This is a genomic window from Brevinematales bacterium (assembly GCA_026415355.1).
Lineage (GTDB): Bacteria > Spirochaetota > Brevinematia > DTOW01 > DTOW01 > SKYB106.
Genome location: JAOAHF010000008.1, coordinates 70,603 through 92,126, shown reverse-complemented (window position 1 = coordinate 92,126; position 21,524 = coordinate 70,603). Strand labels below are relative to the sequence as shown.

The 21,524-nt window shown below is 30.3% G+C and carries 26 protein-coding genes; 18 read left to right on the top strand and 8 right to left on the bottom strand.

Annotated features, from left to right (window positions below; translation table 11 throughout):
- Positions 1-295: 295 nt before the first annotated feature.
- The gene (locus N2712_04425) at positions 296-1,162 is read left to right on the top strand and encodes a hypothetical protein (protein ID MCX8029224.1); all 867 of its coding nucleotides are present in this window, start codon (positions 296-298) and stop codon (positions 1,160-1,162) included.
- Positions 1,163-1,445: 283 nt separating this feature from the next.
- Positions 1,446-2,678 (top strand): cysteine desulfurase, encoded by a 1,233-nt coding sequence (locus N2712_04420; protein MCX8029223.1) that lies wholly within the window; start codon positions 1,446-1,448, stop codon positions 2,676-2,678.
- Positions 2,679-2,695: 17 nt separating this feature from the next.
- On the opposite strand, the gene N2712_04415 is transcribed toward N2712_04420, so the two are convergent.
- Positions 2,696-4,000: a hypothetical protein gene (locus N2712_04415; GenBank protein ID MCX8029222.1), complete on the bottom strand. Its 1,305-nt coding sequence runs from the start codon at positions 3,998-4,000 to the stop codon at positions 2,696-2,698.
- Between the two features lie 78 nt (positions 4,001-4,078).
- Here N2712_04415 and fliS point away from each other — a divergent pair, with 78 nt between their 5' ends.
- Positions 4,079-4,498: a flagellar export chaperone FliS gene (gene fliS, locus N2712_04410; GenBank protein ID MCX8029221.1), complete on the top strand. Its 420-nt coding sequence runs from the start codon at positions 4,079-4,081 to the stop codon at positions 4,496-4,498.
- On the opposite strand, the gene thiD is transcribed toward fliS, so the two are convergent.
- Positions 4,495-5,289, bottom strand: a complete 795-nt coding sequence (gene thiD / locus N2712_04405) for a bifunctional hydroxymethylpyrimidine kinase/phosphomethylpyrimidine kinase (protein MCX8029220.1) — start codon at positions 5,287-5,289, stop codon at positions 4,495-4,497. The genes fliS and thiD overlap by 4 nt on opposite strands.
- A gap of 231 nt (positions 5,290-5,520) precedes the next feature.
- Between thiD and rpmB the strand changes: the two genes are divergently transcribed.
- The 8 genes from rpmB to N2712_04365 all read left to right on the top strand — a co-directional run bounded on the left by rpmB (position 5,521) and on the right by N2712_04365 (position 10,970).
- Positions 5,521-5,730, top strand: coding sequence for a 50S ribosomal protein L28 (gene rpmB, locus N2712_04400; GenBank protein ID MCX8029219.1), 210 nt, complete (start codon positions 5,521-5,523; stop codon positions 5,728-5,730).
- A gap of 12 nt (positions 5,731-5,742) precedes the next feature.
- Positions 5,743-5,913 carry a hypothetical protein gene (locus N2712_04395; GenBank protein ID MCX8029218.1) on the top strand — a complete coding sequence of 57 codons (171 nt, stop codon included), beginning with the start codon at positions 5,743-5,745 and terminating at the stop codon, positions 5,911-5,913.
- Positions 5,913-7,043: a hypothetical protein gene (locus N2712_04390; protein ID MCX8029217.1), complete on the top strand. Its 1,131-nt coding sequence runs from the start codon at positions 5,913-5,915 to the stop codon at positions 7,041-7,043. Before N2712_04395 ends, N2712_04390 begins: the two co-directional genes overlap by 1 nt.
- Positions 7,040-7,429 (top strand): Holliday junction resolvase RuvX, encoded by a 390-nt coding sequence (ruvX, locus tag N2712_04385; GenBank protein MCX8029216.1) that lies wholly within the window; start codon positions 7,040-7,042, stop codon positions 7,427-7,429. The genes N2712_04390 and ruvX overlap by 4 nt, the downstream gene beginning before the upstream one ends.
- A 259-nt stretch (positions 7,430-7,688) precedes the next feature.
- Entirely contained in the window at positions 7,689-8,483 is a 795-nt protein-coding gene (locus N2712_04380; GenBank protein ID MCX8029215.1) for an ABC transporter ATP-binding protein, read from the top strand.
- Positions 8,476-9,846 carry an alpha-amylase family glycosyl hydrolase gene (locus tag N2712_04375; GenBank protein MCX8029214.1) on the top strand — a complete coding sequence of 457 codons (1,371 nt, stop codon included), beginning with the start codon at positions 8,476-8,478 and terminating at the stop codon, positions 9,844-9,846. The genes N2712_04380 and N2712_04375 overlap by 8 nt, the downstream gene beginning before the upstream one ends.
- Before the next feature lie 120 nt (positions 9,847-9,966).
- Positions 9,967-10,626, top strand: a complete 660-nt coding sequence (locus N2712_04370) for a hypothetical protein (GenBank protein MCX8029213.1) — start codon at positions 9,967-9,969, stop codon at positions 10,624-10,626.
- 47 nt (positions 10,627-10,673) lie between these two features.
- The gene (locus N2712_04365) at positions 10,674-10,970 is read left to right on the top strand and encodes a hypothetical protein (GenBank protein ID MCX8029212.1); all 297 of its coding nucleotides are present in this window, start codon (positions 10,674-10,676) and stop codon (positions 10,968-10,970) included.
- Here the strand turns inward: N2712_04365 and ndk are convergent.
- On the bottom strand, positions 10,967-11,374 hold the full coding sequence (ndk, locus tag N2712_04360) for a nucleoside-diphosphate kinase (protein MCX8029211.1): 408 nt from the start codon (positions 11,372-11,374) through the stop codon (positions 10,967-10,969). The genes N2712_04365 and ndk overlap by 4 nt on opposite strands.
- A 52-nt stretch (positions 11,375-11,426) precedes the next feature.
- A complete protein-coding gene (locus N2712_04355; GenBank protein MCX8029210.1) occupies positions 11,427-11,807 on the bottom strand; it encodes a type II secretion system protein GspG in 381 nt (126 codons plus the stop codon).
- Positions 11,808-12,095: 288 nt separating this feature from the next.
- Here N2712_04355 and def point away from each other — a divergent pair, with 288 nt between their 5' ends.
- The 4 genes from def (at position 12,096) to N2712_04335 (ending at position 15,465) form a co-directional block, all read left to right on the top strand.
- Positions 12,096-12,635, top strand: coding sequence for a peptide deformylase (gene def / locus N2712_04350; GenBank protein MCX8029209.1), 540 nt, complete (start codon positions 12,096-12,098; stop codon positions 12,633-12,635).
- Between the two features lie 2 nt (positions 12,636-12,637).
- The gene (locus N2712_04345; protein ID MCX8029208.1) at positions 12,638-13,450 is read left to right on the top strand and encodes an indole-3-glycerol phosphate synthase TrpC; all 813 of its coding nucleotides are present in this window, start codon (positions 12,638-12,640) and stop codon (positions 13,448-13,450) included.
- A 92-nt stretch (positions 13,451-13,542) separates the two neighbouring features.
- Positions 13,543-13,962, top strand: a complete 420-nt coding sequence (locus N2712_04340; GenBank protein MCX8029207.1) for a CBS domain-containing protein — start codon at positions 13,543-13,545, stop codon at positions 13,960-13,962.
- Positions 13,963-14,286: 324 nt separating this feature from the next.
- Positions 14,287-15,465: a SpoIIE family protein phosphatase gene (locus N2712_04335; GenBank protein MCX8029206.1), complete on the top strand. Its 1,179-nt coding sequence runs from the start codon at positions 14,287-14,289 to the stop codon at positions 15,463-15,465.
- Here the strand turns inward: N2712_04335 and N2712_04330 are convergent.
- Both N2712_04330 and N2712_04325 read right to left on the bottom strand, forming a co-directional pair.
- Positions 15,458-16,249 (bottom strand): ABC transporter permease, encoded by a 792-nt coding sequence (locus N2712_04330; GenBank protein ID MCX8029205.1) that lies wholly within the window; start codon positions 16,247-16,249, stop codon positions 15,458-15,460. The genes N2712_04335 and N2712_04330 overlap by 8 nt on opposite strands.
- Complete coding sequence (locus N2712_04325) at positions 16,246-16,548, bottom strand: hypothetical protein (GenBank protein MCX8029204.1); 303 nt, start codon at positions 16,546-16,548, stop codon at positions 16,246-16,248. Before N2712_04325 ends, N2712_04330 begins: the two co-directional genes overlap by 4 nt.
- A 175-nt stretch (positions 16,549-16,723) precedes the next feature.
- Here N2712_04325 and N2712_04320 point away from each other — a divergent pair, with 175 nt between their 5' ends.
- Positions 16,724-18,049, top strand: a complete 1,326-nt coding sequence (locus N2712_04320) for a hypothetical protein (protein MCX8029203.1) — start codon at positions 16,724-16,726, stop codon at positions 18,047-18,049.
- A 126-nt stretch (positions 18,050-18,175) separates the two neighbouring features.
- Here N2712_04320 and N2712_04315 read toward each other — a convergent pair whose 3' ends face one another.
- Entirely contained in the window at positions 18,176-18,478 is a 303-nt protein-coding gene (locus N2712_04315) for a hypothetical protein (GenBank protein ID MCX8029202.1), read from the bottom strand.
- A complete protein-coding gene (locus N2712_04310) occupies positions 18,466-19,719 on the bottom strand; it encodes a CinA family nicotinamide mononucleotide deamidase-related protein (GenBank protein MCX8029201.1) in 1,254 nt (417 codons plus the stop codon). Before N2712_04310 ends, N2712_04315 begins: the two co-directional genes overlap by 13 nt.
- A gap of 381 nt (positions 19,720-20,100) precedes the next feature.
- On the opposite strand from N2712_04310, the gene cdaA reads away from it, so the two are divergent.
- Together cdaA and N2712_04300 are read left to right on the top strand one after the other, a co-directional pair.
- Positions 20,101-20,889 carry a diadenylate cyclase CdaA gene (cdaA, locus tag N2712_04305; protein MCX8029200.1) on the top strand — a complete coding sequence of 263 codons (789 nt, stop codon included), beginning with the start codon at positions 20,101-20,103 and terminating at the stop codon, positions 20,887-20,889.
- On the top strand, positions 20,879-21,481 hold the full coding sequence (locus N2712_04300) for a hypothetical protein (GenBank protein ID MCX8029199.1): 603 nt from the start codon (positions 20,879-20,881) through the stop codon (positions 21,479-21,481). The genes cdaA and N2712_04300 overlap by 11 nt, the downstream gene beginning before the upstream one ends.
- Positions 21,482-21,524 lie beyond the last annotated feature (43 nt).

Here is a 21,524-nt window from a genome sequence, read left to right as displayed (position 1 = left end):
GGAGTTTGAGAAGGATTTTAGGAATTGCGGGTATCGATATGAAGTTGAGTAGGCTATAAGTTATTTCGAAAGATGTGTGATGGGATAATTAGAAGTGGATATATAGGAGTTGATAGGGATAGTTGTTGTAGGTATTTTAGATTTTGCAATGTTTATGTAGAATGAAAGTAAAATTTTTCATGTTTTTACAATGCTTGTACATATATGTCCATCAAATCACAGATACTAATATCCTTTATATACCATATTAAACTAAATTGTAAATGACAGCAACATTGTGTAAAATTAAGTTAGTATGAAAATTTCAATACAAGAAGCTCTTACTATAAAAGAAAGATATGGTGATGAAGTACCAGTTATATATTCAAAAGACTCTTATTTTCTCGATAGAATTACTAAAAGTGAGATAAGGTTATTTCAAGGTATGATCTTTGATTATGAGCACTATGAGATACTTTCTAGGAATAACATAAATGAGATAGATGTTGTATTTTCTGAACTTCTTTTTGCTAAACTAACTAGTAACTTTCCTGAGAAATATAGACCTCCTTTATATATAAAAGGATTTATTGATTTTGATAGGTATATATCTGCTATTGATGATGCGAATAGAGTTAGTAAAAGAAAGAGATTTGCTATCTCTGCAACAGAGTTATTATTCAAAAATCAAGTTATACTTAGATACAATGAAGAAATAACATTTGAAAAATGGAATAAGCTAAAGATATACATAGATAAAAAAGCGGAGATACCTTTCTACTCTTCGGAGAGAGGAATATTACTTGTTACTTTGACTAATGCTTCTGATAGCAACTATCTTCAGAAGTTTTTTTTACATTCAGAAGCGGTTGCATTGTTCGTTGAAAAAGTTAGTAAGCTTAACTTTAATATAGCTCCTGATTTCAATAGTCAAACTGACATTTTGACAGCTACTAAAGAAGAAGAGGTTATTGAAAAGTATATAAAGACTAACGTTAGACTTGTAGTAATTGTTGATAAGAATATTGATGAAAAGTACAAAAATATGATTTTGAAACTTAGGACTTATGATAGGTTTGTTAGATTTTCTGCTATTACGGATTTATCACCTATTAATGAAAGTGAAGTTTTGAAAGCAATAAAAAAATCTTATCTTTCTGAACCATTTCTGGAGATGAAATGATGTTTGGTAATATTTTTGTTTTTTGGTTTTTAGTTGATTATGTTGGAGTTAGATGGTATGAGAGTGAATTTAATGAAATCATTTTACTTATAAATTTAATTGTTTAGTGTTTTTGTTGTTTACTGTGAAAAGTATTTGTTTTTTAAGTATATAGATTAATTTGTTGTTAGTGTAGGTTTGTGAAGATTAAGATAGTTTTGTGATGGAATGGTATAGTCATTACTTTGTTTTCAAGGTGTGGATATTTTTATTATATTTTAAACTCAGATTGAAGGAGAATATTATGGTTTTAACTCCTGAAGAGATAAAGAAGGATTTTCCTATTTTTAACAGGAAGATAAGAGGCAAAACTCTTGTTTATCTTGATAATGCAGCAACTTCTCAAAAACCTATACAAGTAATATCTAGAATAGAGGAGTACTATAAGAATCAAAATGCTAATATACATAGAAGCGTTCATCTTCTTGGGTATGAATCTACCGTTGAGTATGAAGAATCCCATAAAAAGGTTGCTAGGTTTATAAATGCAAGAGAATGGCAGGAGATAATATTTGTAAGGAATGCTACAGAGGGCATAAATTTGATTGCTTATTCATTGGGTCTTAATACGCTCAAAGAGGGCGATGAGATAATAATAGCTATATCTGAGCATCATTCTAATTTGGTACCTTGGCAGTTTGTATCTATGAAAACGGGGGCAAGATTAAGGTTTATCGATATAGATGATGATTATAGATTAAAGGTAGACGATTTTGTAAATATGATTTCTAGGAAAACTAAAATAGTAAGTGTAGGACATGTTTCAAACATAACTGGGGTAGTAAATCCGATAAAAGACATAGTTAAGTATGCTAGAGAAATAGGTGCTATAACTGTTATAGATGGTGCTCAAGGAGCTCCTCACCTTAAGGTTGATGTTCAGGATATAGGGTGCGATTTTTATGTTGCTACAGGACATAAAATGTGTGGTCCTACCGGTATAGGTTTTGTTTATGGGAGACGTGAGTTGCTTGAGGAAATGGAACCATTTATGTATGGTGGAGATATGATAGAAACTGTATCAATTGAGAAAAGTACGTGGAATGAATTGCCTTGGAAATTTGAGGCTGGTACGTCTAACATTGCTGGTGGTATAGCACTTGGTACCGCTATTGATTACCTTGAGAGTATAGGTATGGAAAATATTGAGAGATTAGAGAAAGAAATAACATATTATGCTCTTGATGTTTTATCAGAAATAAAAGGCGTAAGACTTTTCGGACCAAAAACTACAAATAATAGACTAGGTGTATTCTCTTTCCTGATTGAAGGTGTTCATCCTCATGATACTGCTTATATATTTGATAAAGAAGGTATTGCTATTAGATCTGGACATCATTGTGCTCAGCCATTGTTGAATAGAATAGGTGCAAATGAAGGTACAGCAAGAATCAGTACTTATATTTATAATACTAAGGAAGATATAGATAAAGTAGTTGATGCTATTGAAAAAGTTAAGTTTACATTCAAGGTGTAATTTAAAGATACTTTTATTTAGTTAAGGTATACTATCTTGAAGTTTATGTATCTTAGAGTATCATCTATATCGAGTTCTAAGTAAAGTTTTTTAAGTGGATCGATAAGAAATGATTTTCTAAAAATATCCTTGTCATTGTCTGTTATTAAAGCGATATATTCAAGCTCTCCATTTATGTTTATTGTGGGGAAGTTTGTAATGATACTTTTCTTTTTCTCATCAAAGAGTTTTAGATAGGATTCCAGTCTACCTAGTGAAGTGGCTATTACGAATTCTCTTTCAGATAGAAACGAATATATCTTCTGATTGCCTTGAAATGCTATTTCGAATACTCTTTGTTTTCTTATGTTTATTAGTTTATAGTTACCTACTAGGCCAAGAAAACTCCTAATAAACTTATCTGCTTCGGATTTTGACTTTACTCCTAGTATAATGGTAATATCAAGAGGTTGTTGATAAATGGGGTTATTTAGTGCCAAAAATAAGGTTCCAGAAAACGTATTAATTATATCTCTTTTAATTTTTGGATAGGTATTTATTAGGTCTGGGTATAGTGTCTCAAGTATATCTGAAAAAAGCTCAGAGTTCATTGAAAGGTTAATATAAAAAGGTATGTTTTCATCACTTAGAACATTGATATTTCTTAGCCCCCTGGAACTGTAAATATTTCTTAATTTAGATGCCTGTTTTATGTTTACTTTGCCGTAAATTTCATTTCCCGATATATAGCCCGTTATTGTGTCGATATCAATAAGAAAGTTATATTTACTATCAATAATAGGTATGTTTAAATTAAAAGAGTTCGTAGCGTTACTGCCTGTAAGATAAGCAAATATTCCTGAAATATTCGATAGAGAGAGTTCTTTTAGAAAGTTTTCTAATTTAAGAAGGTATGTGTTTGGAACATCCTTTTGTAGATTGTTATAGTTGTTAACGAAATTTACTCCTACTAAAGCAATGTAATTATTTGTTTCCAATCTTACATAATAATTTACTTTTGGACTGTTGATAATGAATGAAGTTTCTGAAATAGTAGTTTTACCTTCTATTCCGTTATATAGTTCGTCCCATTTAGTAGAAATAGGTAAGTATAGGACTGCAAATCCCTTATTATTGATCTCGTATATTGAGTATTTGTTTTTGTCAATATAGTTTGTTATCTCATTACGAAGATCAAAGTTTCTTATCAAATCATCATACTTGTATATCATTAATACTAGATTTTCTTTTGAAATCAATTTGCCTATTTCGTTGGTATTTCCTAATGAGTTTTGTAGTAAGAGCAAGGTGAACAATAATACAGCAACCTTAAATCTAATCATACAATCTAAATGGTATATAATGACATTATAGTCTTTCAATTTACTTAAGAAACGAGTTATACTTCCGAAAATATACCTATGAATTACGCTAGAGTTTACAAAGAAACACAAATAGAGACTGCTACTCCACTTAAGTTGGTTGTAATATTATATGATATAATCCTGAATTCGTTGGATCAAGCGTTAGCTTATTTCGATACTAAGAGATATGATCTTCTTAATAAGGAACTGTCAAGAGCTCAGGATGGAATTATTGAACTTATAGTTTCTCTTGATTTTGAAAAAGGTGGTGATATTGCAAATAACCTTTATTCGATATACTTGTATTGTAGCAGGAGACTTTTTGAAGGGAATATTGAGAAAGATAAAAACATGATTATAGAAGTTAAAAACATTCTTTCAAAGCTTAGGGATGCCTGGGAACAAATATCAAATATGAACCAAGATGTAAAGAGGGTTAGTGATACACCTACGAGAACCCTTGATGTCAGAGGTTAATACGTTTTCAGGACTCTGAATCCATTACCGATGTATATCCCATCTTTTATTGCTTTAGAGACGAATCTTTTTGCTTTTCTGATAGCTTCTAGTATACCGTATCCTTTTGTTAAATATGCTGTTATGCTTGCTGAAAAGCAACATCCTGTACCATGGACATCTCCTTTAAATTTCTTTTTGGATTTTAAAATACTAAAATTCTCACCGTTATACACGACATCGATAGCATAATCTCCTTTCAAATGGCCTCCTTTAACTACCACATATTGGGGGCCCATTTTGTGTATTCTAATTGCAGATTCTTTCATGTCTTTAATTGTTTTTATGCTTATTCCCGATAGTAGCTCTGCTTCTGGAATATTTGGTGTAATAACTAATGACAATGGAAGAAGTTTTTTAACAAGCATCTCAGTAGCATCATCTCTTAGTAAAGGATCTCCTCCTTTTGCTCTCATTACAGGATCTATTACTAGTCCTTTGAGTTTCCCTTCGTTTAGCACTTTTTTTATGTAATTCGATACTGTTTCTATTATACCTGCATTTGATAACATACCAGTTTTAGCGTATTGTATGTTTATATCAGAGAAAATAGATTCTAGTTGTTTTTGAACAAACTCTGGAGATACATCATATATACCTTGAACTCCTAAGGTATTTTGTGCTGTAATAGATGTTATTACACTAGCACCAAAAACACCAATCTCGTTAAATGTCTTTAAATCTATTTGTATGCCGGCGCCTCCACCACTATCTGAACCTGCTATAGTTAGAGCAACTCTTTCTTTCTTCATATCTAACTCCTTATAATTAGATTTCCTATTTTAATGATATGATTTATAAGATTTCTACTATCGGACAAAAATTCTAGAGTTGAATCGAAAAGTTTTCTTGACTCTAAGAACTGCAAAAATTGAGTTTATGCTTGATAAGCTGTTTTGGGAAATTACTAACCCTGCAAATGTTTTTGAAATAATGTATGTAGAGTATTTATAATAATTTGGAAACGCTTTGGAGGTAAGAGGATGGCAAGATGTGAAATATGCGGAAAGGGAACTAGTTTTGGCCATAATGTTAGTCACTCTAACAAAAAAACAAGGAGGGTTTGGAAGCCAAATGTTCAAAAGAAGAGAGTTTTGATAAATGGTATTAATAAATCTATCAATATATGTACAAAGTGCCTAAAAGCAGGCAAAATTGAAGAATATGTCAAAAAGGTGTTAACTAAAGTTTAGTTGGAGATTTTTATGCAAAATAGATACAAAAGAAGGTCTTTTATAGAGACGCTTTTTGAAGAAGTACATTTAACAGAAATAATAGTAATATTGGCAATATTCATTATTACTTTGGGGATGTTATTCTTACCTAAGAATGTCTTGTATATTATATCAATGCTACCTTTTTTAAAGACTATATAATGACATATAACAGAAGTCTTGAAAATATAATTCTTTCTTCAGTGAAAGGTAAAGATAGTTCAAGTGTATTGTTCAAGGGACCTAAAGGTACTTTGAAATTAGTTTCATCTGAAATTATTATAAGAGAATTTTTACCAGATTACGATAGATATATACCTTTCAACCATACTGATATATATCTAGTTGGTACATACTACTATGAGCTTTTGTACAAGTTTTTTCTGAAGGTTAGAGATGAGCTGGTAGGAAATGAAATGTTGAGAAAGTTTTTTGAAAGTTTTGTAGGTATGTGTATAGCACATAGGAAGCTAGTAGATGAAAAGAGAGTTACTCAAGAAATAGTACATCAAGTAACTGATATTAGGCAAGGTAAGTTTGATGTAGATTTGATATCAAGCTTAATGTATAACATGGAGAGTGTAGTGTCAAAACTGTCAAAGATAAGTAGTATAGGTATAGATGTTGCGAGAGAAATAGTGGATTTTGTCTCAAGGACTTCGCTTAGTGGTTATAAGTTTATCGTAATATCTGAGTTTGATAATGCCACAATTGACTGTCAAAATGCTATGCTAAAGATTTTAGAGGAGCCGCCAAAAGGTACATTTTTTGTGTTAACTACTTCTCATTATGAGAAGATATTGCCAACGATAAAATCAAGAACTTTTACTGTCTCATTTCTTAAACTCAAAGGTGGTGATATTAATTACTTCTCAGAATATATAGATAGCAATAGATATTACACGATCTATGATATACTTATAGACTCAGTTTATGACATAGAAAGTCTTAAACAGAGGTTTATAAAGGTAATCTCATCAAATAGTCTTGAAGAGGTTATGAGATTTTCAGAGGATATATCACAAGATGATATACTAACAGAAAAATTTTTCGAAATAGCTAATACAATATTACGAATCCTTTTGAAGATAAGGGGTGTGATTGTTGGATTAGATGTTGAGGTAGAACCAACTATAGTAGATAAAATACCCGGAAACTTAATAAGAAATTTAACTATAGGAAAACTAGAGAAATTACAGTCTTATTTGGATGAGGCGTATAGGAATGTGTATGTTTTTAATATGAATCCGAAATTTGTGATAACAAGCTTTCTTTTAGAGGTGTTTTCATGAGATTGCTGGGACTTGATATTGGAACCAAAAATATAGGAGTTGCTTTTTGTGATACATCTGTTGGTATAGTGTTTCCAAGAACGCCTATTAAGTTTTTGAATCAGGATTATGTTATAAATCAACTCAAAGACATTATAAGAAAGGATAGGATAGAGAAAATTATAGTAGGACTTCCGCTAAACTTTAATTCGACAAAGAGTGGAATACAAGAGTACATAGAAAGGTTTGCTAGTACTTTGAATGAGAGTTTGGGAGTAGAAGTTGAACTTTTTGATGAAAGATTTACAACTATGATAGCACAAAATTTAGGAGTTAAAAATATTGATTCGGTATCAGCAAAAATAATACTTGAAGACTATATAAAGTTTAAATTTAGCAATTCTTAGCGTTTTAAACCTTAGTGAAAACAATAATAAAGCAGTTAAGAGAACTACTTCTTCTTTGTCTTGGGTAAAAGATTTGATGGAAAGTTTTTATAAGTTAAGCTATAGATAGTTTTTTGTATGTCGTATATTGCTTCTTTTTCTTATATCTTGCAAGGTAAGAAAAAGTTGTTCTATCACAGTTCTTACCAAATTCTCCTACAGACTTTGTTTACTAACTTGGAAATTAAATAAATAAAATAGTTATACTTTAGCAGTGAATATGAATAACAGTATAATACTGGAGGTTGTAAACATTTCTAAATATTTTGGTGGTATAAGGGCTTTAAGTAATGTTTCATTTGCTGTTGAAGAAGGCAAAATTGTTTCGATAATAGGGCCGAATGGTGCTGGAAAGACGACTGTTTTTAACATAATATCTGGGTTTTATAAGCCCGATACTGGTAGAATTATTTTTCAAAACAGAGATATTACAAATATAAGGGTTTATGATTGTTCAAGAATTGGTATTTCTAGGACATTTCAGAACATAAGACTTTTTTACAATATGACTGTACTTGAAAATGTAATGGTTGGAAGGCATGTGAGGAGTAAATCTGGGCTTGCTTCATTTTTTGATGCGGTTTTGAGAACGAAAGATTTTCATGTTACGGAGAGAGAAATACAAGAAAAGTCAATTGAGTATATAAAGATGTTAGGACTTGAAAGCTATATGAATACTCTTGCTAAGAATTTACCTTATGGGTTGCAAAGACGTTTGGAGATAGCGAGAGCATTAGCAACCGAACCTAAACTGCTTTTACTTGATGAACCAACAGCAGGTATGACATACAAAGAGGTTAATGAGATAATGGAAATAATATCTAGGATAAGAGAATTAGGAGTAACTATATTACTTATAGAGCATCAAATGATGTTAGTTATGGGAATCTCAGATAAGATAGTAGTACTTGATCATGGTGAGAAAATAGCAGAAGGAAAACCTGAAGAAATAAAAAACAATAGAAAAGTTATTGATGCATACCTAGGCATTGAGGAAGAAAAAGAATATGTCTAACTGGTTAAAAAAAAGGATACTTTATCAGATTTTCCCTGATTTATTCTGTAAAGATACTGATTCTAATCCTTCTAAAAAGTATTATGGGGGGACGATTAAGGGTATAATATCTAAGCTTGACTATGTAAAGGATTTTGGCTTTGATGCAATATATCTTAACCCTATATTTAGATCTGTTAGCAGTCATAGGTATAATGTGCTTGATTATTTTAGTGTTGATCCAATTTTGGGTACTTTAGAAGATTTTGATAGCCTTGTTAAGGAATGTCATAGTAGAGATATTAAGTTGATACTTGATATTCCACTGAACCACGTATCCCAGGAACATGAATGGTTTAAATCTGTAGTTAATAATGATAACTCTCCGTATAGTAATTATTTTATACTTACTGAGGATGGATATAATAAGTGGCGTGGTAGTGATTTGGTTGAACTTAACCTTGATAATCCTGAGGTTATTGAAAAACTTATAACATCTCCTAATGGTGTCTTGAAGTTTTGGATAGATAGGGATATAGATGGAATTAGGCTTGACTGTGCTAATGATTTAGGAATGAATATTACAAACATTATTAGGCAAAAATCTCATGAGTGGAATAGAGACATTCTTGTTATGGGTGAAGTTTTTAATTTTGCTTCTGAGTGGAGTAGAGTTTTGGATTCAATCCAAAGTTATTATCTAACAGGGTTACTTTTTAGTTTGGTTAAAGATGAAATATCTGTACAAACTTTCTCAAATGGTATTGATTACTTGGTAAGAGAATTTGACTATGAAGTTTTACTTAACTCTCTAAATATACTTTCTTCTCATGACACTTCTAGAATATTGGATATAGTTGATAATATTGATGTTTATAGGATATTGATAGCTGTACAATTTACATTTCCTGGGGTTCCTGTTGTATTGTATGGTGAAGAGATAGGGATGAAGACTAGGAAGATGAATGAAGAGAGTTCAAGAAATCCAATGGAATGGGATGAAAGTAAATGGAACAAGAACATTATGAATTTGTATAAGCAATTTATATCTTTAAGGAGATATAGAAAAGAGTTACAAGAAGGTAAATTCAAAAATATAACTAGTCTTGTTGATTATGAGTTGATTGGATACTTGAGATTTACTGATAAAAGAGAGGAATTTTCAATAGTTTTGATTAATCCGAATGATAAGTTTATTGAAAAAAGAGTTTTTATCCCATACTCTCATTTTCATGATGCTTTAAAGATGGTTGATTATCTATCGGGTGAAGAATTTTTATGTGAGATAAGTTCAATAAAGGTAAAGCTCGCTCCATACCAGGTTGCAATATTATGTCCTAATTGGAAGTATATAAAAGGGTATTCTTTCTATAAGAGGCAATAGCTGGTAAAATCGGATGTCCATTTTTAGTCTTATAAAGCTTATGAAAGGATTGTTTTTGGTTTGCTTAATTTAATTTCTTTGAAGTAGGATTTATTAAACGTTTAAATTCATAATTGTTTTATGAGAGCTATTAGTGTTTTTCTACTTTTATTTTTTGTACAAGTTTATTGTATATTTGCTCAGGTTCAGAGTATAACTGATATAGTTTATTCACCTGTTGTAACTAGAGATAGCATATTGTTTATTTATACAAATCAAGCAAAAAGTGTTAAGATAGTTTTAGAAACGGAAGGATGGAAACCTGTCAGTATGAGTTATGATGATAGAATCAAGATATGGTACTATGTTTACGAAAAAGAGCTTAAGAGAGGTAAGTATAGATACAAACTTTTAGTTGATAATGTATTTATCAATGATCCCCTTAACAACCTAAGAGAACCTGATGGAATAGGTAGTTTTTTCTCTGTTTTTGAGCTTAAGAATGATATTGAATTGTTCAAGAAAAACCCTAAGCATTTAGGTGGTAATATATATGAGTTTAAGTACAAAAATATAGATGCACAGAAGGTTTTAATATCAGGTAGTTTTAATAATTGGAATCCTTATGAGCTTGAGATGAGTAGAGAAACTGGAGGAGTGTGGAGAATAAAAGTTTACCTACCTAAGGGTAGTCACTACTATTACTTTATAGTAGATGATCAAATAACACCTGATCCTCTTAATCCAAAAACTATAAGGGATAAACATGGTAACATAGTTAATGTGCTTGAGTTGAACTAATGAGTTGATGTTTCCGAAAATCAATAAAGAGGACCAAGGAGGGTTGTATGAGTGAGGAAGTTAAATCGGTAGGAGTGTCTGGTTTTAGCAATGAGAAATATGCTTTGGATAAAATGAAGAATGTAAAAAATAGTGTATCACAAAAGGTAAAGGAAGAGAATATAAAGGCAGAAGTTCAAAAAGAGCGAGAAAAAGAGGCTAAGGACAAGCTAAAAAAATCCATAATAAGCGAAGATGATTTAAAGGTTTTGCTTTTGGTTTTTGGTTCTAGAGGTAGTAGTGTTCTTCTTGAAAAAGCACTTGAAAGAATTGAAAAGGAAAAAAAAGGCAGGGTTTTGATTTAAATGTTTTCGAAGAAAAATGATATTTCTCTTTTTGCAGATGTGTCTGAGTCTGATGCATGTATTGCGTTTCTAGGTAAGTTCTCTCCGTACATATTTCTGATAGTTCCAGGTTTAGCTAATTTTGGATCGGTATCACCTATTATTTCTCTTATTCTTTGTATTGCGTTATCTCCTTCGATAACTAATACTACACTTTTACCTGATGTCATAAACGACAAAAGCTTTTCAAAGAAATCTTTACCAACATGTTCTCTATAAAATTGATATACATCTTTTTCTGTCATCTTTACCATCTTCATAGCGACTATTTTAAAATGCTTTTCAATTATCGATATGACTTCACCAATTTTTCTTTTTTCAACAACATCAGGTTTTACTATTACGAGTGCCCTATGACTTTCCATACATCGATTAATTGTCAATTTCTTGAATTACTTCTTTCAAATTGAAAGGTTTCTAGAATATTTCTTCTAATACTATATCATCTTTGGTTCCGAATTTTTTGTCGGGACCTGCACTCGTTATGGTTATTTTGTTACCTATACTTTGAAACTTATACTCTGTATTCCATTCATCGTATAAAGCAGTTGATTTTAGGTATCCTTCTTTTACTAGTTCATTAAGAGATTTGGGTAAAGAGTATGTTGAGAGTCTGTAGTTGTAAATAGAGGCTATTATACCTTTCATTTCAATTTCGGTTGCCCTCTTACGTGTTGCTTCTTCTGCTTTGAAGAGGTTGGGTATTGCTATGGTAAGAAGTATACCTATTATTGCTAGTACTATCAAAATTTCAACTAAAGAGAAGGCTTTTTTACTCTTTAATAGGTCGTAAAACATACTAATATTATTTAAAACAATGTGTTTGGTTTCAATAAACAACTTTTATGTGATAGAGTTTATTATTTTTTACATTCATAGAATTATTGGGTTAACAGTTTTTACGATAGTGTTTTTATTTCTATTCCAAGGATGAGTGAGGTATTATTATAATTAATTTATACTGAGCTTTAAAGAAATGTATAAACTTTAGATGTGCTCTTACTTATTCAGAAAATTTACCATTGATTGTATTTTTAATAAATTAGCTAAGTATTATATAATTTAATCCTAGCTTTGGAGGATCTAATGAGAGAAATAATAAAGTACGATAATCCACTGCTTCTGAAACCTTCAGAAGAGGTTAAGGACTTCAACGATGAGATCAAGAAATTGGTAGATGAAATGTTTAAAGTCATGTATGCAAGCAATGGAGTAGGGTTAGCAGCACCACAAATAGGCATCCCCTTAAGAATTGCTGTAGTTGATGTGTCGCCTGCTGGATATGAGGGTAAAGTTGTGTTAATAAATCCTATAATAAAGAATAAGTCTAAAAAGTATTACTTAGAGGAAGAAGGATGTTTATCTATACCGGGTTTATATCTTCCTACTTTAAGACACTATTCTATATCTGTTGAATACTCAGATTTTGAAGGTAGAAGAAATATAATAAATGCTTCGGGATATTTTGCTAAAGCAATACAGCATGAAATAGATCACCTTGATGGTATTTTATTTGTTGAGAGATTTGAGGAAATGTTTGATATTGAAAAAGTACAAGAAGAAACAAGGAATAGGATAAAAGATGTTTTAGACACTATAAAAAATTTGAGAAGTGGAGTTAAGTAGATATGTTACAAAGAATAATAGAGCTGAAAAGGATTGAAATTGAAGAGTTAAAATCTAAACTACCGTTAGAGGAAATAAAGTTACTATTAAAAGATAGAGAATTACCTAAAAAGTCTTTTTTGGAAACATTAAAGCGCAAAATTAGTAACAATAAACCTGGATTAATTGCTGAAATAAAGTTTTCATCACCTTCAAAAGGTATCATAAGGAGCGGAATATCTCCAGATGAGATGGCAAGAATATATGAAAATAGCGAGTATGTTGATTGTATCTCGGTTTTAACTGAAAAGAACTTTTTTAGTGGTGATATATCCTATTTAATGATGTCTAAAAGTGTTGCTACAAAACCTATTTTGAGGAAGGACTTCATATTAGATGAGTACCAGATATATGAGAGTGCATATCATGGTGCAGATTGTATACTACTTATATCATCTTCTCTTTCCAGGGAGCAAATAGTTGATTATATTAAAGTAGCGGATAGTTTAGGCATGGATGTTCTTGTAGAAGTTTTTGAATATGAGGATTTTAAAAAGATAGAAGGGCTTTATATTCCATTGCTTGGTATAAATAGTAGAAATTTAAAAACACTCGAAGTTTCTCTTGAAAACCATGTAAAGCTTATTGGTTATATTAAGAGCTTCGGTATTAAAACTGATGTGATTGTTGCTGAGAGTGGCATAAAATCAAGAAATGATATTTTGAATTCTTTGAAGTATGGTTTTAATGCTTTTTTGATAGGTGAGACGTTTATGTCTTCTCAAGACGTATTAGGTAAAATATCAGATCTATTTGATGGTATCAAAATCATTTAATTTCAGCTGAATTTTTAGATTTTTTCATAGTTTTTACATTGAATTTTATTTAATTTTACTTACTCGTTTTACTATTTATTACGGAGGATAAAATGATAGTGTCCAAAACTGTTGATAGTATAAAAGCTACAGATTTGATGACAACTGATTTCTTTGTTTGTAAAGAAAATTTTAGTCTATTCCTTGCTATAGATAAAGTAATGAGAAAAAAGGTTCATTCAATAGTTGTTGTAGATGATAACGGGTCAATAAAAGACATAATATCCACAACCGATCTTCTAAAGGTTATTTTCTTGGAGCAGTACGATGTACATACTATGAGAGTGGGGGAAATTATGAAAAAGGATAGGGATATACTTTACATAGATAAGGATACAGGGTTAGTTGAGATACTTAGGATTATGAAATCTAACAGTATATCAACTCTTATAGTTGCAGATAATAAGCTTAGACCAGTAGGAATAGTTCACATAAAGGATGTACTTAAAATTATAGAACAGATTTTGTCATAATTTACGAAGTTTTTAACAGTTGGAATTTTGGCAGAGTTGCTCTATCAAAGTTGCTATTAGTAACTATAAAGAATTTTTTGAGTCTTATTAATAACAATTGTGGTTTTGATTGCAAGAAATTAGAATCAATTGTTATGCCTTTATTAGCGTTGGATAGTTATGGCTTAATTTATCTGAGTTAGTCAATAGTGTAGAAATATTATATTTTTGATTAATAGTTTGTATTGTTTATTTTTAAGTACCTAGTTAGGAAATTCAACATCTCAAGTTAGACTTTTTATTGAATAGTGGTTTTGATCTGGATTTTACAAAAGGAGGTTTTTTATGGTAGAGATTAATGAAAGAAACGTTCCTTATAGAGTATACGAACCTAATAGGCAATTTCCAATTAATCTTCTTGGTGTTGCAGCTAAAAAGACAATGGTTGTAGATACTAATGTTTTGACAGATGATGTTTTAGATCTTCTTCTGAAGGACTCTGAGATAATGTTTGTTATTGTGTTGGCTGGTGATGAAATAGTTAGTGTTATTGAATCAAAGGATGTACTGAACTTAATATCTACTAGGTTTGGTCATCATATATACGGAAATAAACCTATTGTTAAGTTGGCAAACAGAATTCAAAAGAATTTCTTAGTTATAGAAGCTAGTAGGCCAATAAGATCTATAATACAGAAAATTTCTAAGAATAGAGCAAGAATAGTAATAACTATAAATGGCCAAATATATGGAGTAACTAATCCTGATATCATTTATTCAGTTCTTTTGAGAATAATTGAGGAAGATTCGAAAGAAACAGGAAGATTACAGAATATGATAATAAGTAAGTCCTTATATAAGAGTAATGTAGTAGACTATAGATTTGTTTCAATACCATCGTTTAATGCAGGTGGGGATTATATATTTATAAAAGATATATCTCCATCACAATCTCTCATAGTGCTGGCTGATGTTTCGGGTAAAGGAACATCAGCAGCAATAGTCACTAGTATGCTTAGCTTCTTTTTCAAAATTATTTCGGATGATAAACTCAGTAGAGACTCTATCATAAAGGCTATTAAAAAGTTGAATGATATAATCATAGAGTATTTTGATTATGAAAAATATATAACTATGATTGTTTGTTTAGTTAACAAGGATACCAAAAAGATGGATGTAATAAATATGGGACATCAGCCTGTTTATATATTTAACAAAGGTGAAATGCTACAAAAAAGGGCTTCCAATGTACCTATAGGTCTTGTGGATATTTGTGAAGATAACATAATTATTGATGAAGTTTTTGTTGGTAGTAGGAGAGTGTTTATCTTTAGTGATGGTGTTGTTGATATAAAAAATTCTGATGATATGGAATATGGTGAAAAAAGGCTAGAAGCAGTATTGCTTTCTTGTGATAACATAGAAGACATAAAGTCTTATTTACTAGAAGATATACTATCATTTTCTGAAGAACAATACCAAGTCGATGATATATCTTTTATAGTTTTTGAGATTATTAGCTGATTAAGAATATGTAGAATAGTAAGCTCAATCCTAGGCTTGATATTAAGCTTAGTGATAGTGATGCCATAATACTTTTTGTGGAAGATACTGGAACAAGATTTTTGGTTGGTGTTTTAAAACCATAGTACGAAGATATGCTGGGCATAAATAAACCTGCTGTAAGAACTTTCATTACAACTAGTATTTGATCGTATACAGTTACTTTACTGAAAATTAATTTTGTAATCTCTGTAAAATCAACTTCGTAAAACAATATGAGTATACTTGGTCCTAGAACTAATATTATAAAGCTCGCAAATATTACTAGCACTAAAAGAGATATTGTCATCCCAATTATCCTGGGAAGTGTTAGATAAAACAATGGATCTATTCCCATTGAAACAAGTATGTCAAATTCTTTATTTACTGTCATATTACCAATTTCGACTGCTATTGCTGAAACTGACCTTGCTGTTACTATAACTAAGATAAAAAGAGGCATAATCTCTCTGTATATGACTATGATAAATACATCTGCAATGATTTCTTTTGGAACTATGTTAGGAAACTGAGTAAATAGTATTGATATTGTTGCTAGACTTAAAATTAAAGATACAAAAAATACGGATTTTAAACCTTGAATAGCGGTAAAGTATATTTGCTTTACAGTGTTTTGGTAAAGTAATAATCTTTGGTTTTTGGAATGCCTTTTAAATAATTCTAGTATGCTATAGATAGTTAAAGAAATGACACCAGAAAAATAGTCGAGTTTGCTTATTACAAATCTACCTATTCTTCCCATCATATCTTATCCTTTGTAAGAATTTCTACTATTGCTCTTATAATTTGGTCTTCACCATAAGCGTAATTCTTTCTCACAGCATTATCTATATCTACTATAATTTTGCAGACTTTTGAAATAATTACATTCATAACTTGGTTTCTAGTTTCCCCATTTAGGTTCTTTATAACTTTTGCCACATTATCAATTTTGTATTCTATCAAAGGTTTCCAAATGTTTATTCTGTCTTTCGTTTTCTCATCAACCTTTTCATTGTTTAATAGAAGTTTAACTATGTAGTTAACGATACTCTCTTTATCCACAGTAAGAATTATAATTTAGTACTAAATCAGCAATAAAATAGTTCTATCTCATGAGTGGGGTATTGTGATTTGGAATTTTTTGATTTGTGCTTATATTATTTTGATAAATCTAACTTTTGAAAACTTTGTTTAAAGTGTTATAATATTAGAAATACTGAAGTTAAAGGTAATATTTATGAGTTATATTAAGTTTTTTATATACTTTATGGTTTTTTCAGTATTTGTTTTAGCACCAGTTGATATAGTACTCAACTTTAGAGTGTTAGGTTTCAATGTCAGACTTGTAGGTATTCTGTTAGCTGTGTTGGTGTTACTTTCATTTTTTGTTCTTATAAAAGAAAGAGAGAAACTAAGTCTACCGGTTTGGGTTATATTGCTTGTATTTGTGTGTGTTATCAATTCTATATTTGTGTTTAACTCAATACTAATAACCAGGGGTATAATGTATGCTATATGGTTTTGGTTATTTGTGATTTTTGTTATATCTTTCATAAATTTGAGAAATGTGATAAATTTGGATATAGTATTAAAACTTTATGTTTTTTCTTTTCTTGTACACGCAATGTTTGGTATAATTCAGCAAATAGGTTACTACTTATTACAAGTGAATATATTTGCAACTCAACCTGGTAGAGTAAATGGATTAACTTATGAACCATCTTATTTTGCTACATATATTTCACCTAGTATGGTGCTAGTAGTTTTAGCAAGTCTTTTTGTATCAAATGAAAGTAAATTGAAGTGGCTTTTTTATGTATCTGTGGGGTTTATAACTTCAGTTTCGTTGGTATCGACATCAAAAATGTTTATCGTTATATGGATACTTAGTGGTTTTTCATTTTTGTTACTTATCATCATTATTTTATATTTCAATAAGTTTAGGGACATTGTAAGTGTTGCTTTTAATAATTTATTAAAAATAGCTTTAACATCACTACTTGTTGTATTTGGGGTAAATTTTATACTTAACTACTTGCCTACATTTTTATCTGCATCAGCATTTACTGTTCGTGAAAAGAACCGAGAAATAATGGAAACTAGACAAGAAACATCATTTGGCCCTAGGATAGAGGAATTTAAAAAAACATTACAGGTTGCTTTTGAAAATCCAATAATAGGGACTAGTTTAGGGGGAGTTGCACCTCATAAAGCAATTAGACAAGGAGTTATGCCCCAAAGTAACTTAGATGTTAAGCAGTTTGAAGGTATGAGTATATATGCTGAAATGCTTGCAGGCTTTGGTTTCGTAGGTTTTATTATATTTATCATTTTTATACTAAAACTAACATATGATAGTGCTAGAGTGATATTAAAACTTATTGAAAGTGACAATATTGGGGGAGGAGTTATATTGTTTGCTTTGATTTCAGGACTTTTTATCGAACTTTTGACGTTGGTTTTTAATCAAAACATTCTGAGATTTTATTTGTGGAACCATATTGCTGTACTTGGATTATTTCTTGAGAAGTATAGATTAAAAATATACAATCAGAGTGTATAATGTGCTTATGTCTGGAAAGGTTTAAAATTTGTCTTTATGAAATTACTTTAAATTCTAAATGGTAGATCTTTGAACGATTCTAGCTTTATTGCAAGATTATTTTTTCTTATTAGTAGTTTACAAGGTCTATATTATTAGGTCCAGAGTTATGAAAATGTAGATTATTATTAGTGTAGATACTGATAGAATTAAGAATATTAGAATAGGTTTAATAATACTTTTATAGACTATTTTCCTTTGATTTAGTATCTTCATTTTTCTATACTTCTTCAAGAATAAAGTTATGATAATTATTAATGTTACTAGTCCAACAAGTATATTGAATATGGTTTTTAATGACATAAGTTTAAATATAATGTATGAGTATAGAAACATAACTAAAAACCAAAACGTTGAAATAATGAGTAAAGGAATAATTATCTTCCCCATAAAACCTCATTTGATTGAATGAGTTTTATTGTTAGTTCTATTGCTTTTAATGATGCTGAGCTTCTTATTTTCTCTCTATTTCCGAATAGTTTAAGCTCTTTTGATAAGTAATTACCATCTTTGAGCATAGATACTATGTAAACTGTTCCTATTTCTTTTCTTGATGCATCTGTTGTAGGGCCTGCTATACCTGTTATTGCTACAGAAACGTCACTTTTGAATATTTCAAGTGAATTTTTAGCCATTTCAATTGTAGTTTCCATACTAGTGGCGTAGTATTTATTTATAGTTTCTTCTTTAATGCGTAATGCTGATATTTTTGAGGAATCAGAATATGATATTATACCTCCTAGAAAATAACTTGTTGCTCCAGGAACAGAAGTAAGTAATTGAGATAAGTATCCACCGGTCATAGATTCTGCTGTTGAAAGGGTTAATTTTCTTTTTGTAAATTCTGATTTTACTATTGATGGTATATCGCTGAGTTCTTCGGAAAAAAACATGACTACCCCTTGAGAGTTTATGCGTTCGTTTAAAAAGTTAATAATGAAGGATTTTTCCTCGTCGTAATTTTGAGGTTCAAAGTAAAAAATAGTATCAACTACTCCGTAATCTGCTATTGTATTATACTCTTTAATGCCAGAAGAAGATACTATTTCGTCAACTTTGGATTCAGGCATACCAAGGATTTTAACGAAAAACTCTTTCTTATTTCTTTTTAGTATATTGCTAGAGATGTAGTTTTTGAGGAAGTTTCTATACATAGTTTTCATTTCTTGAGGTACTCCAGGTAGTGAAATCACAAACTTTTTGTCTTTTGTTATTATGTAGCCTGGAGCAGAACCTATTTCGTTATCAATTACTATGCCTTGTTTGGGGATATAAGCTTGGCGCTTATTTATTTCTGGCATTTCTCCGTTGTTGTATTTGAGAAATTTTTCTCTTATTTTATTGAGAATAGTTTCTGATAATATAAATTCTACTCCTAAAAGTTCACCTACACATTCTCTGGTCAAGTCGTCAGCAGTAGGTCCAAGCCCCCCTGTTGTTATAATTATATCACTGTTTTCATAAGCAAATTTCAATACCCTCATTATCTCTTCTTTGTTGTCTCCGACACTTAGGATGAATCTAACATCCGCACCTATTATACCTAACTCTCTTGATAGGTAGTTTGAGTTGGAGTCAAGTATGAAACCTTTCGTTATCTCAGTACCTATTGAAACTATAGAACATCTCATATAACCTTAATTCTAAAAGATATACTTAGAAAATATTAAATATTTTTGCGCTTGGGTCATGAATCTAAGGATTAGTTAAACTTGAGAATTTTTAGGTTTTATGAAATGTAGTATCATTGAAATAGTTTGTTTATTTTTGGGTAGAGTTACTAGAAAGTTGCTTTTTGTATTTCAGACTAATTGTGCTGGAGTTTTGTAGAGTACTTTAGTAGAACTATTTATTCCAATAGTTAGGAATTTATCTTGAGAACTTTGTAGATTTTGAAAAAATCAGTGGAATAAAAAAGTCTATATTATTATAATATTTATAAAAACAAGATCTATTTTAGGCTTTCGAATGTTTATAAGGTCATATTGGTTAATTTCTAAGGAGTAGCATCTATGGAATTTATACAATATTTGAAACCCTATGTTATAGGGGGTATTGAGATTTATATTATATGGTTTATTCTATACAAAACGCTTTCTTTTCTGAAAAGAACAAAGTCTGTAGTTATAATAAACGGTATAGTAATATTTATCGTTGTTGGTATTATTTCAAAATATTTGAATTTTGAGGTTATTTCTTGGTTTTATGATAGTGTTATAAGTTATTCTGTTTTGATATTGGTATTTATCTTTAGAGAAGAAATAAGAGAAATACTTCTGAGAATAGGTTCTATTAAGATACTTACTAAAAAAAGAACATCAGTTGAAATTTATGCCAGAGAGTTAAAATCCATTATAGAAGCCATTGATAAGATGTCAAGGGAAAATATTGGTGCATTGATAGTTTTCGAGAGGAGGATTCCATTGGGGGACTATATAAGTACAGGTAAGGAAGTTGATTATAGCATAACAAGAGACATAGTAGTTAAGACATTTGAGAAAACATCGCAATACCATGATGGTGCTATGATAATAAGAGGTCTCAAAATAGTTGGTATTGGATGTATATTACCTATTGGAGGGGTACCCCCTGATTTGACACCTGATAAAATAAACAAGCGTCTTGGTACGAGACACAGGGCCGGATATGCAACTTCAAGAGAAACTGATGCAATAGTTATAATAGTATCGGAAGAAACAGGCAAAATATCAGTTGCTATGGACGCTTACTTTGACTATGATGTTGATTTAGAGGTAGTTGAAAATGTTCTCAAAAATTACTTTGAAACATTTGCTAGATAAGTTGTTGGATGACATATTCCTAAAAGTAATATCTTTGGTGCTTGCAGTTTTTATATGGCTATACCTTAAAAATCTAATAAGTACAACTTATGAATTTTATTTGCCATTGAATTACAGAGGTCTGTCTCAAGATAAAGTTATAGTAAATCAGAATGAACTACCTAATTATATTTTGGTTAAGATAAAAGGTAACAAAGAAGATGTTTCAAAAATACTCAATATACCTAAAAATTCAATTTACGCGTTTGTTGATTTGTCGGTAATTAGTCCGAAAAGTACATACCAAGTTAAACTTGTGTTACCTGAAGAAATTAAAAGATTAGAAGTATCAATATTCCCTGAAGAAATTTTTATTGATCTTGATATGATAGTTGAAACTAATTTGCCTATTGTCATTTTGAATTCTGATAGATACCAAACTTTTCCAAAGGAGGTAAGAGTTAAAACTCTATCTAGAAATGTGCCAAAATTGTCGGCTATTGAACTCTTAGTTGACACAAACAAAAGTTATGATAGGATAATACTTGAAGGAGATAATTTTACTGTATTTTATCCACAAGTCATATTTGTCAGCAATATAGGTATAAGGTAGTCATTTTGAAAAATTAGTATGGATTACTTATACTGATGGCCTT